The sequence below is a fragment of the Trichormus sp. NMC-1 genome (assembly GCF_001858025.1).
Taxonomy (GTDB): Bacteria; Cyanobacteriota; Cyanobacteriia; order Cyanobacteriales; family Nostocaceae; genus Anabaena.
Genome location: NZ_LZQD01000012.1, coordinates 99,896 through 118,644, shown reverse-complemented (window position 1 = coordinate 118,644; position 18,749 = coordinate 99,896). Strand labels below are relative to the sequence as shown.

The window sequence follows — 18,749 nt, the reverse complement described above, 5'->3', positions numbered from 1 at the left end:
GTTTCACAGTGGCTCCCGCCACAAATCGCCTACATCCTCACGTCTAAAGCCAGGGGCTTTGGCTCGTTCGGTAAAGAAACAGTAAAAATGCTACCTTTACCTAAAGTTGATGAAACAGAAATATTTCCTTGATGGGCTTCTACAATTTGACGGGACAAATATAATCCCAGTCCATTACCTTGACGCTGATGTTTACCTTGTCGAAAACGTTCAAATAAGCGTAATTGTTCTGATTTATTGATACCAATTCCAGTATCTTTCACGGCAATTGTTACCCGTTGGTTATGGGAATTAAGGTGAATTTCTACTGAACCCCTATCTGTAAAACGAATAGCATTACCTACTAAGTTAGTGAGCAGTCGGTAAAGTTCTATTCTATCGCCGCGCACTTTCACCGCAGATGGTTGTGTGTTGTTTAATTTGGCATTCAGAGCTAAGTTTTTGACAACAGCTAAAGGTTTGAGTTCCTGAACTACTTTTTGAGCTAATTCCCACAAGTCAACGAGAAAAAATTCCAAGTCCTTACATCCAGCTTCATACTGATAAACCTCTAGCATATTTTCCACCATTGACAATAGGGTTTGATTACTTTCAGTCAGTAGTTGCAAATGTTTCCGTATTTCTGAGAAATTATGACCAAAATTTCCTTTTTGTATCATTTGCAAAAGTTGAATTGTTGAGGTCAAAGGAGTGCGTAAATCGTGAGTCAGTTTGATCATAAAATCTTCACATCGCTGTCTAGCCAGTTGATCTCGTTGATTGATACTATGTTTTAACCGCAAGAGCGATCGCACTCTTGCCAACAATTCTTTCTGCTCTACAGGTTGAATCAAAAATTCGTCAGCACTAACTTGTAAACCGCGAATCAAACTGGACTCATCACAATTTGTAATCAGCAAAACGGGTATGAAAGGTAAATCACAATTCTGCTTAATTTGTTGAGTGATTTTATAGCCATTGATATTGGGCATGAAGGTATTTAAGATTACCAAGTCAGGTGGAGATTCTGCAATCTTGGTCAAGGCTTCCGTATCACTGTTTGTCAGTGTTAGCCTGTATCCTTGTTGCTTGAGAATAGATTTGAGCAAGCAAACATTTTTGGCTGAGTCATCTACCCAAAGGATACTTTCTGTTGAAGTTGGATTCCAAAAGAAAGGTGTCATACAGATACCAGTAGATTTGTTTAAATCGAGTTGGCTGTCAGAAGTCAGAATATTTGATAAATTTTGTCGATTATCAAGTGCTATTGTTGGGTGTAACTGTTAAAAATCTGACTTTTGAAAGCTGAGTGCTGAATCCTTACAGTTTGCTAAGTAGTTGGACAAAATTAAATTCACTCGTTGAGAGAGGGAACTCTTAACAGAAAAATCTGCTGTGTAATCAATTCTGTCTCATTACTTATTTCTTTTTTTAACGAATCTTAATACTTAGATAAAGTATTTTACTAAAACTTTAAATTTGGCATATATCAATAGGTAGATTTTTTGATTTACTTACTTGCTTTTCATACCTCTATACCTCTACAGATAGATTTATTGATACGGTTATTTGCTTTTTATACGTCAATAGATAGATTTTAGCTAACAGGCTAAAAATTTTTGACCGATAGGCTGATCCATTTTTAGTCAATTATTTCCGACATTAGAAAGAGTACATTTAGCCAGTTATTGAGGTAAGTCATGAAAAACATTAGAGCAGCAATTATCGAAGACAACAATTTGGCAAGGGTCGGTATCAGTAGTTGTTTAAACGAGCAAAAGAATATTCAAGTTGTGGGAGATGCTGAAAATGCTGCTGCTGGTTTAAAACTACTTCAAGATACTAAGCCAGATATTGCCATTGTTGATATTGGTTTACCAGACATGGATGGGATAGCACTGATACAACAGTTTCAACAATCTGTGCCATCAGCAAAAGAAACAAAAATCATTATGTTGACTTCTTTTGCTAAAGAGCAGATGGTTCTAGCCGCGTTTGCAGCTGGGGCAGATTCTTACTGTATCAAAACCATTAAGTTTGAGTTGTTGTTAGAAGCACTGTACATGACTTATGAGGGATATTCTTGGATTGACCCAGTAATTGCACGGGTCATTCTCAAGCATATTCGTCGCTCAGTGACGGCAAAACTAAATATTACTTCCAAAGCGATTATCTCTGCTATTGAACCAGAGCAAGCAAGTATTTTGGCAGCAGATCCATTAACAGACAGGGAAATGCAAGTTTTAGAGTTAATTGTCCAAGGATTCAGCAATCAAGAGATTGCTGAAAAACTGTATATTAGTTTGGGAAGTGTAAAAGTATATGTGCGGGGTATTTTGAACAAACTTTGTGTCAGTGACCGCACTCAAGCTGCTGTTCTAGCATTGCGGGCTGGTTTACTCAATTGAGGTCTTTTTTGGTTATTTAGGACTTACATAAGATGTGACCAAATAATTACAAATACTGTCTTTAGTTCCGCCAGGGATAAGTAATTCGTAATTATTTGGTCAAGTTTTTGTTGTTGACTGAATCAGGACTTACACAAACTACTGTCAAACATCTTTTCTCTGTTACCGCTGCGCCTCTGCGGTCAAGCATTAAGTGAATTATGCGTAAGTCCTTTCAACAATTCACAATAGACAATTGACAATTAGCTCTCAGAAGAAAATCAAAGGATTGGGTAATAGGAAATTTTTCTTTTTTCTTCTTGAAAGGAGAGGCTTTAAACCTTGAATTAAACAATCATCAATTATCCATTGATGAATTATAGTTAATCGTTGAAGTCTTGAATTGCTGTTGCTGTTAAAGCATAAACAACCCGACGCTTACGTTCAACATGAGTACCATCAACAGGAATTCCTTTCTTCCAAGCAGCAATAATTGCTTTCTTATCTGCTGAGTAAACAGTCTTTTCTCTGCGGTATTTTAAAGGCAATTTTTCTGCATCTATAAGTACATCACAACTTGGTGGATTTTCTTTAATTGTGATCCGCAGTGAATTACCAACTATTTGCTCAGGGATAATTCCTGTGGCATTATGTTCTAAAATGGTTTCATCTAATTTCTCTCGCCAGCGTTCTAGTCTTAATAGTGCTGATTGATGCACAGCTTTGAGATGTTCTAATCGTTGCTTAATAGCTGCTATTTCTGCATCTAATTGCAATGCCAATTCGGCTTGAATATCAACAGCTTCAGATTGTACTTCTTGAGTTTCCCAAATAGCGGTGATGATAGCAGCTTCCTCTTCAGAAGTCTGACAATTGGTTAACTGTTCCCAGAGATGAGCAGCAGTTTGGGATAGTCCTGCTAAGGATTGTTGAGCGAGTGATAAAACCATGATTACCACCTACCGCAAGTTTGATAGTAGTTATGTTCAGCTTCAATTTGGTTTAGAATAGCTATCGTGCCTGCATCTAAATTAGTATGGAGGCATAAATCAGAAATGACCTTTTGTGTAACTTGATTATTTTGGTCAGTCACAGCAGTCAACTTAGGTTTAAGTGTGGTTACACTTTCTGTTACAATTACTATTAGTTGTTGCATTGTTTGGGTTACATAACGCCATAAATTTGAGCGCGGTAGCGCATTTGTCTATGTTGCTATTCCACCCTTTCTAAGTTAATTTGGTGTCATCTGTTTTTTTTATCAATATCAAAAGTTAAACCTGTCAATAGATATGAAACTCATCAAAAAATCTGAAAAGCTCGTTCAAGAAACAAAAATAAACAAGGAAGCGAAAAAGGAACCTAAAGAACCAAATTTGCAAGTTGATTTTGCAAATAATCCTGACTTTGTAAATAATATAGAAGAACTAACAGGTGTAGAACAGCCAAAAGTAGGGATAGAATATCAAGAACCTAATTATGTTCCTTTACGATATAATCCCATAGTTCACTCTGTTGGCAAGACGGGATGGCAGGTTTCTGATATTTGGAAAGATATTAGATTGGATAGTTTTTAACTATTACTTAATTCCACTGCTTTTGAATTGGTAAATTTTTACAAAAAGTGTGGTTATTTGGTTATGTCTACTGCTTATTATCCCCTAATTCTTTACCCACCGTTAGCTAGGCAGTTTACTGGTGGTAATCAAGGACAGAAGCATCTGAAAGCTTCGTTTCAAGGATGTGTGGCATTACCAGATGATAAGAGTACAGCCAAGCAAGGTGTGAGTGAAAAGCAGTTTTTTCGGCATTTACTGGCGGCTTTTCCTGGAAATTTGATTTGTCAAGCGGTTGAGTTTGAAATTCCCGGTTATTCTCTCCGCTACTCGGCTGATTTTATCTTTTATCATCATTCATCTGGGTTAGCTTTGGATATTGAAATTGATGAACCTTATGCTGGAAATACAGGGAAACCTCACCACTGTATTGATGTTGATGATGATAAAATTCGTAACCGATTTTTCTTAGAACGGAATTGGGGTGTAGTCAGGTTTGCAGAAATTCAGGTGGTGCGTCATCCTTGGAATTGTTGTAAGGTTATTGCTCAAACAATTGCTAAGTTGACAGGAGATAATAGTGTGTTTATGCTGCTGCAAAGATTGGCTGATGTACCTTTACAAAAATGTTGGACAAGGCGTGAATCTAGGTTAATGGCTAAAAATAATTATCGTCAGTCTTATCTGCCCAAAATGGTAAAATAAAGCCAGATATAACAAAAGTAAAATTGTAATTTTTTATGAAAACATATTCAAATGGATATTTTTTTTATTCTTGCTGACATGAATCATCAATAGGTAAGTAGGTTCGTGTGATAAAATCCAAATATATTGGGTTTTGTTAAATTGCTAAAACTCAACAAGAATAACGGATTGAATCAACCTTACATACCGTTACATGATTTGAATTTTTCCAGCCAACCTGCTGCTAACCAAAGTTGACGAGAATTGAGAATAAATCCATTATCTATGATTTTTGCAAAAGCCCAGTAATCAATAATTATTTATGAGTAACACAGAAGTAGTCGTAATTGGTAGCGGTATTGGCGGATTGAGTTGTGCTGCACTCTTGGCACGCTATGGAATTGATGTCACAGTAGTAGAAAGCCACTCGATTGCCGGTGGTGCGGCTCATGCTTTTGAACGCAATGGCTACAAGTTTGAGTCTGGACCATCTTTATATTCTGGTTTATCTTATACCCCTTCACCTAATCCCTTACGTCAAGTTTTAGATGCCATTGGCGAAGATTTACCCTGCGTCAATTATGATACCTGGGGTTGTTATTTACCAGAAGGCTACTTTGATGCTCAAGTTGGTGCTGACCAGTTCTGTGAAATATTGCAAAAACTGCGGGGAGATAAAGCTATAGCACAATGGCGCAAACTCCAGGAAATTATGACACCTTTGGGTAAGAGTGCGATAGCGAAGCGCTGCTGCAAAGCAGTTCGCTCTCCCACCCTCTGCCTTGCGCTACGATTTAGGTGCGGTGTTAACTATGGGTAAATTTGCCCCAGCTTTACTGCAACAAGCCGCTAACGTCATCAAATTAACAGGGTCTTTTTCTAACATTATTGATGGTGTAATCACAGACCCTTTTATTCGCAACTGGTTAGATTTACTTTGCTTCCTCTTATCTGGATTACCCGCAGATGGGACAATTGCCGCAGAAGTGGCTTTTATGTTTGCAGACTGGTATCGTCCCAATGTCCAGTTAGATTATCCCCTTGGGGGAAGTGGTGCATTGGTTGATGCACTGGTACGGGGGTTGACTAAACATGGTGGTAAGTTAGTTTTGAATGCTCATGTCGAGCAAGTTTTAGTAGAAAATAACCGTGCTGTCGGGGTACGTCTGCGGAGTGGTCAAGAAATCCGAGCCAGTAAAGCTGTTGTTTCTAATGCTTCTGTTTGGGATACTCTCAAACTCATTCCTGAAGGTGCTTTACCTAAACGGTATGTAGAAAAGCAACAAGCAATACCTGAATGTGATAGTTTTATGCACCTGCATTTAGGTATTGATGCAGCAGGATTACCTGAGAATCTAGGTATTCACTACATTGTAGTTAACGATTGGGACAAAGGCGTAACTGCACCGCAAAATGTGGTAGTTGTATCTATTCCTTCAGTTCTTGATTCGTCTTTAGCACCAGTGGGTAAGCACGTAATTCACGTTTATACTCCTGGTAATGAACCTTATGCTATTTGGCAAGGACAGGAACGCAATAGAGAAGAATATGCGTTGTTAAAACAAGAACGTGCAGAAGTGATGTGGCAAGCTTTGGAAAGAATTATTCCTGATATTCGTTCCCGTTGCGAAGTTAGTTTGGTGGGTACTCCCCTCACTCATGGGCGATTTTTGCGTCGTCATCATGGTAGTTATGGACCAGCTATAGCGGCAGGTAAGGGTTTATTTCCTGGTGGGAATACGCCTTTATCGGGGTTGTTGTGTTGTGGAGATTCGACTTTTCCGGGGATTGGGTTGCCGGCTGTGGCTGCTAGTGGGATGATAGTTGCTAATGCGATCGCTCCGGTACAGAAACATTTACAATATATTTCAGAGACATTTGGTTAAAATATCTTTACGCATGATTTGTATATCAGAAAATATAAATCTCCAATATCTGGGAGTGTAATTAAGTTAATACCAAAATACTTTCCATGTCACTACTATCAAATTGGGTAATTGTGGACAAATTATCTCTCAAAATCTGCACAATCTTTGATGTGGGACTATTACCAACACGCAGATAAATAAATTTTGGTGGATGACCATAAAGTAAACTACGTTGATGAAAGTCAGAATCTTTGGAAATAATCACAAAACTATTCATTTTGGCGAATTCCCAGATAATGGCATCATCAGTATTTATAAGTCCTAAAGTTTTAACGTGTTGAGAATCAGGATACAGATCAATAATTTTATCAACCATCCGATCTGACAAATTTTCGTCTAATAGCAATTTCATAAAGATGCAACAAATAACTTTTTCTCTCGGTCAGCAGCAAAAGAAAGACAAGCTTTAATATCTTCAGATGTCAGTTCTGAAAAATCTTCCAGAATTTCGGCTTCTGTCATCCCACCTGCTAAATATTCTAGAATATCATACACAGTAATACGCATTCCGCGAATACAAGGTTTACCACTACGTTTTCCAGGTTCAATGGTAATAATATCTTGATAATTCATGATCTCTCCTGTTGTTTAATCTTTGGTCTATATAATTTTAGGGTAAATCATGGCAAATTAGTCTTAAGATAGCGATCGCTTACTGAGAGAGAAAGGAAAGGATGAGCGATCGCTAAAATCATTACTTGGTTAATGGATCAATATAGTCAAGAGGAAAATTCTTGTATATTTGAACTTAATAAAGTTCCCTTATCAGCTAATCTTTTCCAATTAAATATTATATCATTACCGGATTTATTGGAATTACCTTGTAAACCAATCAATACTTCTATCGTATTACTATTATATCCACAAAAAGTAGAAGATTGTTGATTAAGTTTTGAGAAAATCTCTTGTAATGTTTTCCATGCAGATTGAATCTGAATCATTTTAGTAACTGTAACACCAACATGGAGAACTATGAATAATTCATACTTGTTTTGATTCTCAAGTATACACATTTTATGCCACTCATTTGGTGTTATCCGAATTACATCATTATAATTGGGATTAATTGTTTTTACTTCTACAAATAATTCACTGTTTGATTTAACGCAACGAAAATCATAACCAGTTCCATCTAGCTGTTTGGAAACAGTATAACCAAGCTTTTTGTAAAATAATTCAGCCTTGTTTTCTCCAAACTTACCCCAATCTTCCGCATCTTCTCCAAGACCTTGTTGGTAGCTTGAAGTCGTACTACTTGTTTCTTGAACTATCGTGAAATCATTACCATTCAAATTTTGTGAAACAGATTTTGCATTATCTCGCATTTCAGGAGATGGATCAGGAATGTCAAAACCACCTTCTCTGAGATAACTAATTACTTCATCTAAAGGATCATCCAAGAAATCTAATAACTTTTCACTACTAATTTTTTTCTTATCTAATCCCAATCCTTTAATGAGGTATTCACCAATTTTAGCATTTTTTCTGCTATTCCACCGACCAACATAAAAAATTCCATTGCTACCATCAAAATTATAAATTGGTTCTTTATAGTTTATATCTTCAATAGCATAGTAAAGCTTACTAGGATTACTAATAGTAAGTTTATCTAACGCATTAAGAATTTTTTGGCTTTGATTATTAACTAATTCTAGAATAGTAGAGTTAGCTAGATAAACACTAATATAGTAAACTCTATTACCTATCAATTTTGGTAGAATTTCACATGGTTTATTTTCGTCATAATAACCCTGAGCTTTTGTAATTTTTTTAACATTAAAAGCAGATAATAAATTTTCAGCATTATAACTGCTCAAACTTTCTGGAAACTTAACGAGTCGAGGATTTTGTTTATAAGGTAAACCAAGTGATGAATCAAGATAATATAATTCATTAGTAGGATGAAGTTTATCATCACAACCAAGCAATTTACCAGTTTTACTCCATTGACTAATCAAAATTTTATCTTCAGAATTTCCACTCTGTACAACTTTAGATAGTCCTTCATAAACAGACAATAATTTTTGTATATGGTTTTTTGAGAAATTGGCATTTATATTGTCTATTATTTGTAAATATGCTCTAACATCTAAGGTTCTCTTAATTCCTAAAAAAGATTCTATGTTACTGGGAAAATCTATTGATGATACAGGTAAACCCAAAGCGATTAAATCATTTTTGGTAGGAATAGAATATGAATAAATTTCAGCAGGTTTACGACATCGTTTATCTATGCAAGGAATTGATGGATATTGGGTAAATAAAAACTTGAAGTAAGAAGAAACTTTTCGTCTCTTGTCAGAACTAATCCAAATTTGGGAATCAGCTTCTAAATTGATATTCCAAATTTGCTTCAAATATGACCATAGTTGGTAAGCAAAGTCATAGTTTTGAATATAATCCTCTATGTCAGTAATTTCAACAAAATTTTCCATATCATAGCTATCAGCATAATCCACTTGAATATATTTTAAATATGCTTTTTCTATATCTTTAGTAGATATAAAAGATACTCGTTCCTCATATTTTAAAACTCTAAGCTCTTCTGCGACTTGAATTTTGACAAAAAATTGCTTCCATAATTCTGCATTATTTTCAGTAATATATTGAGAACTTACAATTTTGTGAAATTCTGTACTAGCAAATAAACTTTCTAAATCTTGTTTAGGATGATAATCATTAGATAGATAACATTCATTTGCTGGTGCAAGTTGACCGTTTTTTACTAAGATGGGTAGTTCAGATAATTTCTGAAAATCATCCTCTGTTAAATCACGGTTATAATTAAATATTTCTATAGTAATTTGAATAACATTCTTGGGATTAATAAAATCCTTGTTAGTTTCTAACAAAGCAATTTTTTTTCTAATTAATTCTATTCCATTAACCTCTTTAACACCTATTTTAACAAAAAATTGTCTCCATTTTTCTGGAGATTCATTACCACTGCAATATTGATTAATAATACGGTTAGGAAGTTTAAATTCTTGTAGAAAATTTGATGATTGAGAGACATTAATGTAAAATTCAGATAAATTACATTCAATAACTTGTTTTAACCCTTCATTAGTCAGCAATAATAACTTACTAAGTTTTTGCTTAATATCAATATTGATTATTTGATTATGAAGTACACTAAACATAAATCTGGTAATTTGTATAGTGTTACTTTCATTAATTTGATTATTATCAATCAGGGGTAAAATATACTTTTTAATAATTTCTAACCCATCTGGTTTAACAATATTAATTTTAAGGAAAAATTGTTTCCATGAGGTAATATCTTTCTCATGTTCACAGTAATCAGATGCAATAAATTGAAAATTATTAGCAATTTTATTATTTTCGCCTAAATTTTTAGCTACTGACTCTAAAGGATATTGTGGTTGATAGTAATCAGATAAATAGCAGCTAGAAGCTACCGCAGGAAAATATTTTTCCTCTATTATATAAAGAAGTTTGAGGTTACTTAATCGTTGATATTCAATATCAGTAAGTTGATGGCGGTTTTGAAAAATAAAACGAATATGATTAATATGATCATTAACTGTATTAGCTATAGGTTCATATTGACTTTTTGTAATTCTTTCCTTAATCACTTGTATAGGATTAAAATCTTTTACTCCCAGTGATGTTAAAGCAGAACGCAAATGAGTATTTTCAGAACTGTCCTGATCTAGTTGAGGGAGAATAAAGGCAAAATTATCAAAAGTCAATAACTTTTTCAATTCTATTGATGGTTGAAAATATACAGTTTGATCAGATGCAGATGCTATGATTTTTTCATTTTCATCCCAAATAATTGGTAATTGTTTTTCTTTTATCTTGGTTGCATATTTTTTATTTTCTAAATGAATAATAATTTTGATATATTCTTCTAAAGATTCATAAGAATATTGCTTAAGTAAGTTAATAAGCTGATTCAAATCAAATGTTTCAACACCTAGTCGCTGTAATTTGTCAGAATTTCTTAATGATCTACTTACAAAACACTTTTGAATATTTAAGATAGACTTGATTTTTGCAGTAGGAATGATTTCAGTAATACCTGTATTGTCAATAATTGCTTCATTTACTTTCAAAAGTTTATCTGTTTCATCTGATGGGATAAAGGCAATATTTTCTATACCTTTAGCAAATCCATCATTAAAACTTTGTGATACCTTCTCTTTGCTATTTAATGGAGAAGGTATTAAGTCAGTAATATAATTTCTATATGTTGGATAGAAATTACATATCCAAGCTAAAAATTCAAAAATATGGTAGCCTATTTGTTCAAAAATAAAACAATTCCAGTCATTGTCCCGATGTAAATCTTCACGATCAGCTTTAGTCAAAAAATCTGCATTAACTAACAAAGGAAACTGATAATCTTTAACATTAGTAGGTAAATAGCTAAATAATACTGATTCATCAGTTGATAGAGCAATTAATTTTTCATTCTCAATTTTAGTACCAAAACTTAATTTTGTTTTTGTAGCTTGTTGTAATTTTGTAGGTACACTGTTATCATTTTTAACTCTATCCCTTACATTTTGAGTAACTTCAAATACAAAATCTTGGACTAACCAGTTGTTTCTAAATTTACCATTAGATGATATTTTGCTAAAATTGTTTTCTCTATCTAATTGCAAGCTGATTTTTAAATCATGAACTAACCCTGATATTTCTATTAAATTTACATGACGTAAAAATAGCATAAATCTAGGTTCAGAAAAAATTTCTTTGATTTTTTGTCTATATTCATTTACTTTATCTATTCCAACATGAATACCAATTGCAACAGGATGTTCAAAAAAATCGCCAGCTAATCTGATTTCTTCTGGTAGTTCCTGTTTATCTGTCCATATTGGTTTAATTTGCCAAGGAGTTATTTCTGGTTTATCATAGTAGTTTTTATCATATCTAAACTGATAATTACCAGAAAATATATAAACACAGTCTGCATGAACAAAAACAGATTTAAAACCAATACCTTTATAGCCAGTTGTAGAAGCATCTTTTAATTTTGTGGTATTACGAATCATACATATTGCTTCTACTTCTTCTCTGGAAAATGGTTTGCCAGTATGAAGAATCAATAAATGCTCTTGTAAAAGAATAAATTTAATTTGTACTTTTCCTGATGCTCCTGGGAAATCATCAGCATTCTGTAAAAGCTCAAAAATAAAACGTTCTGCTTTTGTGTATAAATCTTCAGAAAATATGATTAATGAACCTGCTATATTTCTCGCATCTCGTTCGGTTTTTCCATTCTCATCAAATATTTCCTGCACCCATTTCTTGTAATTTCCAAGTTGTGGTTTTTGTGTTTTAATGACTAATTTATTTGAATCTGTATTATTTTTATTTTCTTGATTATAATCAAGTTTAATAATTTCCTGGCTTCTATCGGTTTGAATCAGAAAACGATTCTTTTTATTTTGGCGTTCTTTTAGAGATGCTAAACAGAACCTAAATTTATAATAAGCTCCTTCCTCTAAATCGTCCCGATAAATATATACACTTACTTCACCTAATCGCTGCGGATATGATAAAAGTTTACCAGCTTTATTCTTAACATTATTAAAAAAACCGAAAGGTTTGTCTTGAACTCTCGTATATTGTCCCATCAGTATTGGTTCTGACAATCCCCAATATTGCAGAAGTTGCTGCATGAGATTATTATCATCTTGACTAAAGGGTGTTGCGATTTGGTTGTTTGTCATAATCTATGGTAATTGGGTTAGTTAGTCAAAACCGATTATACCGAGTATAGCAAGTTCATAGAGACAAAATTTACATCTATACCCAATCAAAAGTTTTAGTAACAGCCTTCTTCCAAAGCCGATAACAACCTTCCCTCTCCACAGCATCCATCTTTGATTCCCAAGTCTGATCTAAAAGCCAATTCTCAGACAACTCCTCCAAACTACTCCAGAAAGCAGTCGCCAACCCAGCAGCATAAGCTGCCCCTAAAGCAGTAGTTTCTGATACCTGGGGACGAATCACTGGCACACCTAACACATCGCTTTGAAATTGCATCAGTAGATTGTTATAAACCATCCCACCATCTACCTTCAAAGCAGTTAAATTTACCTGCGCGTCTTCTCTCATGGCATCCAAAACTTCACGAGTCTGCCATGCTGTCGCTTCCAACACCGCACGGGCAATGTGTCCTTTATTGGTGTAGCGAGTCATACCCACAATTACACCCCTAGCATCATTGCGCCAATAGGGAGCAAATAACCCAGAAAACGCAGGGACAAAATAAACACCACCGTTATCTGTAACTGTACTGGCTAATGCTTCTACCTCTGCACTGCTTTGAATTAATCCCAAATTGTCACGCAACCATTGAACCAAAGCACCAGCGATCGCAATACTCCCCTCCAAAGCATAAACCGCCGGAGTATCACCCAACTTGTAAGCTACCGTTGTCAGTAAACCATGTTGGGAAACCACCTTTTGCTGGCCTGTATTCAGCAGCATGAAGCAACCTGTACCATAGGTATTTTTGGCTTCACCTACCTGAAAACAAGTTTGTCCAATTAATGCGGCTTGTTGATCACCTAAATCAGCAGCAATGGGAACTTCTGCTAAAATACCTGTAGCTTTGCCATAGATAGCTGATGAAGAGCGAATTTCTGGCAACATTTGCCGGGGAATGCCCATAATATCCAAAATTTCCGGTTCCCAGTCCAGAGAATTCAAATTCATCAGCAAAGTCCGGCTGGCATTGGTAACATCAGTAATATGCAAACCGCCTTCTGTACCACCTGTTAAATGCCAAATCAAAAAAGTGTCAATTGTGCCAAAAAGAGCATTACCATTTGCGGCTGCGGCTTTTAATCCTGGTATGTTTTCCAATAACCATTTGATTTTGGGGGCGCTGAAATAGGTAGCCAGTGGTAAACCTGTTATGGCGCGAAAACGGTCTATCCCACCATCTGCTGCTAGTTGATTACAGATGTAGTCAGTTCTGGTATCTTGCCAGACAATGGCGTTGTAGTAAGATTCGCCTGTTTGCTTATCCCAAACTACTACTGTTTCTCGCTGATTCGTAATGCCAATCGCTGTTATCTCAGCAACAGTAATATTACTCTGCTCTAAGGCATCTTTAATCACAATTTGAGTAGATGACCAGATTTCCTTGGGGTCGTGTTCTACCCAACCAGGTTGAGGATAAATCTGCTGGTGTTCTTTTTGGGCATAGCCAACAATTTTACCCTGCTTGTCAAAGATGATAAAGCGGGTGCTGGTCGTTCCTTGGTCAATTGCAGCGACGTATTTGGTCATGAGTTTATGTTGCTTGGCTATGCACGTTAGTATCACGAAGTTTTCGCCATGTGAATACCAGTCATATACTAAGACAAATATTGTTGACAAAAAGAAATTGCTCCCATTCCTAAAAAAAGCAGCAAGCTACATCGCAATATTGTATTGCTTTGCTTCAACTAGAAAAAGTCAGCTTTTTGAGTTTAAACTCAGTATTCAGGTTCTACTTTAGCTAAGTACAAAACCAAACTACGCTTAATCTCATCATGAACCTCCTTCGGTAACACAGATATCAAACAATCCATTAAAAAAGCTTTGATTTCTCGACAAGCTGTATTTACAGCCCTAGAAAACCCATTCCAGCCAAGATGTTCAGCAAATGTGATCACCTGTTCAATCACCACTTCCACTGATTCATTCCCCACTTCCCTATCCTGTTTAAGAATAGGCAAATACTCATCAATCAGCCACTGTTGCTCTTGAGTCAAAATCTCTAGAGAATTATTATTACCCCTATAAAGAGAGTTATATAGGAGCAGTAATAATTTTCTGAAACTTTTCCACCCATCCCAATACTTATTAGCAATTTTACTAATCCATTCTTGAGAAATACCAGCCGCCTTACCCAGCATCTCCTGAGTAACTTTCTCCCACTCTGTCACCCCATCTGCTACCAATTGCTTAAACCCTTCAAAAATACCCCGGCGTGTTTGCTGTATCTGTGTTCCTGCTTCTGGACAAATATCAAAAGCATCAGATTTAATAAACCTAGCATTAGGGTAGTAATCCGCTAAATAAGATAAATCTTTGTCACTAACCACATAAAAAGTAACCTCCTCCGTCCTGCGGTTAGCTCTAGTTCGACCTGCACACTGAACAACTTCAGTCTGAACCAAATGGTTAATTACATCTTGAAAAGCCTTATTCTCTTTACCAACACTTCTATCTCCTGTTAAAGTTATATAACTTTGCCCAGACGCGCCAATATCCTGGTAAGGAGTACCAAAACTGCAAAGAGCTTGCTTATCTTGATAGGCATTACTGCCGCGATTATCAGCAAACCAATGTCCATCACCCTTGTTTTTATGTGCCAAGTGGTCTATATAGGCAATATTGCCATCATGACGCTGATTTAATTCTTCACGCAATGCCGCAATTCGTTCTTTTAATTTATTACCTCGGTCTTTATTCAGTAATCCAAAGCCCGTAATTTGGTGAATAGTCAGATTACTGTAATCTGGTGGAATTTCCGAAATCACCAGTATTTCCTCTGGATTAATGCCCAACTGCATAGCCACATTGTCACGGTTAGCAGTAGCGTCCATCAAGAAAACAAAGTCAAAAGCTTTGAGAACATCAACTTGACGACTGTTTTTAGTAGCAATAATTAAATGTTTGTTCTTAACCCGTAAAGCCCCTGGTTGAATGTCTCCGATAACTTCTAGAAGGGGAATTAACCATCTCACAGGTAAATCGCTGATATTCCTGTAAGTCTCTTGGGCAGCTTGTTTATTCAGGTGGCTACGGATAAATTTTAAGGTTTTTCTGTTGATATTTTCGCGATGGCTTCGCCCGCCGCAGGCATCGCTCTTATCAACACCATACAATGTCACACTATCAGCCTGTTGTACCAATTCCTCAATATCTGGAGCAATAGTTTCCAGTTCAGTGATAATTTCCGGTAAATCTGTAGGAATTGCTCCTAATAAAGCCCGGATTAACTCATCATTGTACCCATGATATGTTTCCTCAACAGGGGGAATTTCACCAGTTAGCAGTACCCGCAGTGGTAGAACTAAACTTCTAATTTTGTCATACACTGTCGGTAATTTAGTTTGCACCTCCATCATTGAGGAATCAAAATCTCGTAAACTAACTTTAATAAAGTCAACTGGTTGTAGTTGTCTAGAAGCTTCATCAACAAAAGCACCTGACTTCATAGCAGTAATATCTGTAGCTTGGGGTAAGGAGTTGATATTGGCACGAATCCGCTGAGATGCTAGAGCATCCCTTCTATCACGTCGGAAGGTTGCACCATTAACTTTCGGGAGGACATTACCAGCAGCATCTCTACCTGCACAATTAGCCCTGAGTTTACAACCATTGCAGATAGGATTAAGGCTGGCTTCTGCGGATGTTTCTTTTTTGTATCCTTTGGTTGCAAGAGCATTAAAAAAATCTGTCAGAGGACAAGTTCCTTCAACGTTGGGTTCTTCCCCCGGTTGAGGCCAGTGTACTTGTGGGTTTCCCAGTGGAGTGAGCTTATAAGCATCTGCTACTAGTCCATTGTGACGTACTGGTAAGTCTGTCCAGTTTTCAATAGTTGCTACAGTGGGATTACGGTGTTCATTGCTGAGGTAGAAAAGTGTATTGACTCCTAACTGCTCTGGCATAAATTCACCAACTGTGTGAGATTTTCCAGCACCTGCGTGTGATAAATCTAAGATGAATTTTTTACCTGATTTAGCTGCATCTAGGTAAGTCTGAGTGCGATTCTTCGGTTCAAACCAGATATCAACGTCTAGGTTGTTGTTTGGTAAAAGTATAGTTGGTTTTGGTTGGTAAACAACGTTACCTATAAACCGTTTGGCTTTATTAGTGACAGTAATTAAAGTTTGCAGGAACTCTTGAAAGTCTCTCTTTATACCGTATTTAGCTTGCCATTGTTCTTTGCTGATTGTGGGATCTGTTACGGTGGGGTGTAGGTTATTACTGGAGTATTTTCTGCGGTAATTTTCAAATATCTCCCTTTGATAATTGTTTAACTCTTCTTGTTGGTAATCTTGAAATACAGCACTTTGGTAATTGTTTAATTCTTCTTGTTGGTAATCTTGGAATACAGCATTTTGATAATTGTTTAATTTTTCTTGTTGGTAATCTTGGAATACAGCATTTTGATAATTGTTTAATTTTTCTTGTTGGTAATCTTGGAATACAGCATTTTGATAATTGTTTAATTTTTCTTGTTGGTAATCTTGGAATACAGCATTTTGATAATTGTTTAATTTTTCTTGTTGGTAATCTTGGAATACAGCATTTTGATAATTGTTTAATTTTTCTTGTTGGTAATCTTGGAATACAGCATTTTGATAATTGTTTAATTTTTCTTGTTGGTAATCTTGGAATACAGCATTTTGGTAATTGTTTAATTCTTTTGTTCGGTAATTGCTGAATCTCTTTACTTGGTATTTGTTATACTGGCTATCTTGGTAATTACTATTAAAAGTTGTACCTTCAACTTTTGGAAATTTAAACCCATACCGTTTAGCAATGTAAAATAGTGTACCAATAGAGATACCAGAACGACCGCGAAAACTCTTAATTTTAGCTCGAATATTCCAAGTCGTCCCCTTAATTGATGGACTCCACTGTTCTCCTATAATTTCAGCATCTACAGCACCATAATGAGCATTTAGCGCCATTAATACATCTATGCACTCTTTGTAGTTGTTGCTACCAGGACTACGGGAAGGAATGTAAGTTAAAGCTTGTTGAATTAGCTGATCAATATCCCAGTTGTTAGCTTCTGCACGTTCTTGAAACTGTATCCGACGGGCTGTAATTTCAGCTATGCGTTTTTCGTACTCGATTTTTTCTTGATGAGCGGTGGTGACAGCTTCATCTATCCAAGATTGCGGTAATCTAGCGTTAGGGTTGATCAGTGGGAATGTTGCCTCAGTTGACCCGTAAAACACCCGTGAAGCATCTTTACAAGCTGGGTCATGGGGCAGGTGTTTCATTAAGTAGCGTGTTAGCACTTCTACAGTTTCTGCACCCTGAACGTATTCGGGTAGTACGAATACTAGCCGGAATTTATGCCAGTCTGGTTGATGACTGGCTGTGGTGTAGATTAACGCGCAATATTGCTTAATGAATGGATGCTCTATTGCTTCATCTAATGTGAGTTGATGTTGGTAGATTTTTTTTGCTTGTCTACCATCTGATTTTTCAATGACATTACCGTTAATATCTACCCAAGCTCCATTAATCTTGATCGGTCTGCCATTTTCATCAAGTGGATTATTATTTTCATCTTTCCAAGTTGCGGAGTTGTCAATATCTAGTAGTACCCATTGAGAACCAATAATATTGGCTTTACTTCGCCATTGCCCACCCAGTAAGCCAGCACATAAGGCGTGTCCTGCTTGTACTTGTCTAGCAACGTCCCAAATTGTGCCTTTTGTATCTTGGAAGTTGGCGGCTAGTTTACGAAAATCCCAGTCTTTATTTTTACCAGTAGGATTAAAAGCGAATTTGATTTTGTCGTTCTGGATAGGCTCTGGTTCTAACCGTGGTGTAAATTGAGGCTGTTGTACGGTTGGTGATTGTAGTTTTGGCTGCTGTTGTAACTCTGTGGGAGTTTCAATTTGTTGACTGGTTGGTGGTTGTAGTTCGGACTGGTTATGAAATTGCTGTTGTTCAGCTGGGTATTGCAGTTCAGACTGGTTGTTAAATTGTTGTTGCTCGGTTTGATGCTGTGTTTCTAATGGGTTGTAAAAATGCTGTGGACTGCTTGGTTGCTGCGGTTCTTGTTTGATTTCACCGGGAGATTGAGTTTGTTGATCAGCTAGGTGTTGCTGCTCCCACTGATTGTTAAACTGCTGTGGAGTGCTTGTTTGTTGAAAATTGGACTGGTTGTTAAACTGTTGTTGTTCGTTTGGATGTTGTGATTCTGACTGCTTGTTAAATTGTTGTTGAGCGGTTGGTTGTTCTGTTTTTGACTGATTGTTAAATTGCTGTTGTGACATGAGAGCCAATCCTCCAGTAAGTGTGTTGGAGGAATTGGAGCCATCCCGTGTTAGTAATCTTTTACACACATACTCAGGAAGATAAGAAGATAAAATTCCTGAATTGCTGATTTACTAGGACTTACGCACGAGGTATGAACAATATGGGTTTGAGATTGTTTCCCGGCGATCGCAATGACAAATATACTTTTATCTTGCTTAAGTCCTAATTTA

The 18,749-nt window shown here is 36.1% G+C and carries 11 protein-coding genes and 1 pseudogene; 4 read left to right on the top strand and 8 right to left on the bottom strand.

Going from position 1 to position 18,749, the window contains the following annotated elements; genetic code table 11:
• Positions 1-29: 29 nt before the first annotated feature.
• A complete protein-coding gene (locus tag A9Y75_RS24675; RefSeq protein WP_071192345.1) occupies positions 30-1,163 on the bottom strand; it encodes a hybrid sensor histidine kinase/response regulator in 1,134 nt (377 codons plus the stop codon).
• 516 nt (positions 1,164-1,679) lie between these two features.
• Between A9Y75_RS24675 and A9Y75_RS24670 the strand changes: the two genes are divergently transcribed.
• Entirely contained in the window at positions 1,680-2,387 is a 708-nt protein-coding gene (locus A9Y75_RS24670) for a response regulator transcription factor (protein WP_071192339.1), read from the top strand.
• A 362-nt stretch (positions 2,388-2,749) separates the two neighbouring features.
• Here the strand turns inward: A9Y75_RS24670 and A9Y75_RS24665 are convergent, their stop codons facing one another.
• Entirely contained in the window at positions 2,750-3,316 is a 567-nt protein-coding gene (locus A9Y75_RS24665) for a siphovirus Gp157 family protein (RefSeq protein ID WP_071192337.1), read from the bottom strand.
• Positions 3,317-3,318: 2 nt separating this feature from the next.
• Positions 3,319-3,522, bottom strand: coding sequence for a hypothetical protein (locus A9Y75_RS24660; RefSeq protein WP_071192335.1), 204 nt, complete (start codon positions 3,520-3,522; stop codon positions 3,319-3,321).
• A 133-nt stretch (positions 3,523-3,655) separates the two neighbouring features.
• Between A9Y75_RS24660 and A9Y75_RS24655 the strand changes: the two genes are divergently transcribed.
• From A9Y75_RS24655 to A9Y75_RS24645, 3 genes and pseudogenes are all read left to right on the top strand, one after another.
• Positions 3,656-3,940 carry a hypothetical protein gene (locus A9Y75_RS24655; protein ID WP_083389741.1) on the top strand — a complete coding sequence of 95 codons (285 nt, stop codon included), beginning with the start codon at positions 3,656-3,658 and terminating at the stop codon, positions 3,938-3,940.
• Positions 3,941-4,003: 63 nt separating this feature from the next.
• Entirely contained in the window at positions 4,004-4,624 is a 621-nt protein-coding gene (locus tag A9Y75_RS24650; RefSeq protein WP_071192331.1) for a hypothetical protein, read from the top strand.
• A 301-nt stretch (positions 4,625-4,925) separates the two neighbouring features.
• Positions 4,926-6,489: pseudogene (locus A9Y75_RS24645) on the top strand (NAD(P)/FAD-dependent oxidoreductase).
• Positions 6,490-6,550: 61 nt separating this feature from the next.
• Here the strand turns inward: A9Y75_RS24645 and A9Y75_RS24640 are convergent.
• The 5 genes from A9Y75_RS24640 to A9Y75_RS29935 form a co-directional block, all read right to left on the bottom strand.
• Positions 6,551-6,883 carry a DUF5615 family PIN-like protein gene (locus A9Y75_RS24640; RefSeq protein WP_071192329.1) on the bottom strand — a complete coding sequence of 111 codons (333 nt, stop codon included), beginning with the start codon at positions 6,881-6,883 and terminating at the stop codon, positions 6,551-6,553.
• Complete coding sequence (locus A9Y75_RS24635; protein ID WP_053538594.1) at positions 6,880-7,104, bottom strand: DUF433 domain-containing protein; 225 nt, start codon at positions 7,102-7,104, stop codon at positions 6,880-6,882. The genes A9Y75_RS24640 and A9Y75_RS24635 overlap by 4 nt, the downstream gene beginning before the upstream one ends.
• Before the next feature lie 146 nt (positions 7,105-7,250).
• Positions 7,251-12,239, bottom strand: a complete 4,989-nt coding sequence (locus A9Y75_RS24630; protein WP_083389740.1) for a DUF3883 domain-containing protein — start codon at positions 12,237-12,239, stop codon at positions 7,251-7,253.
• Between the two features lie 76 nt (positions 12,240-12,315).
• Positions 12,316-13,809, bottom strand: coding sequence for a glycerol kinase GlpK (glpK, locus tag A9Y75_RS24625; RefSeq protein WP_071192326.1), 1,494 nt, complete (start codon positions 13,807-13,809; stop codon positions 12,316-12,318).
• A gap of 188 nt (positions 13,810-13,997) precedes the next feature.
• Complete coding sequence (locus A9Y75_RS29935) at positions 13,998-18,536, bottom strand: PriCT-2 domain-containing protein (RefSeq protein WP_236721526.1); 4,539 nt, start codon at positions 18,534-18,536, stop codon at positions 13,998-14,000.
• Positions 18,537-18,749 lie beyond the last annotated feature (213 nt).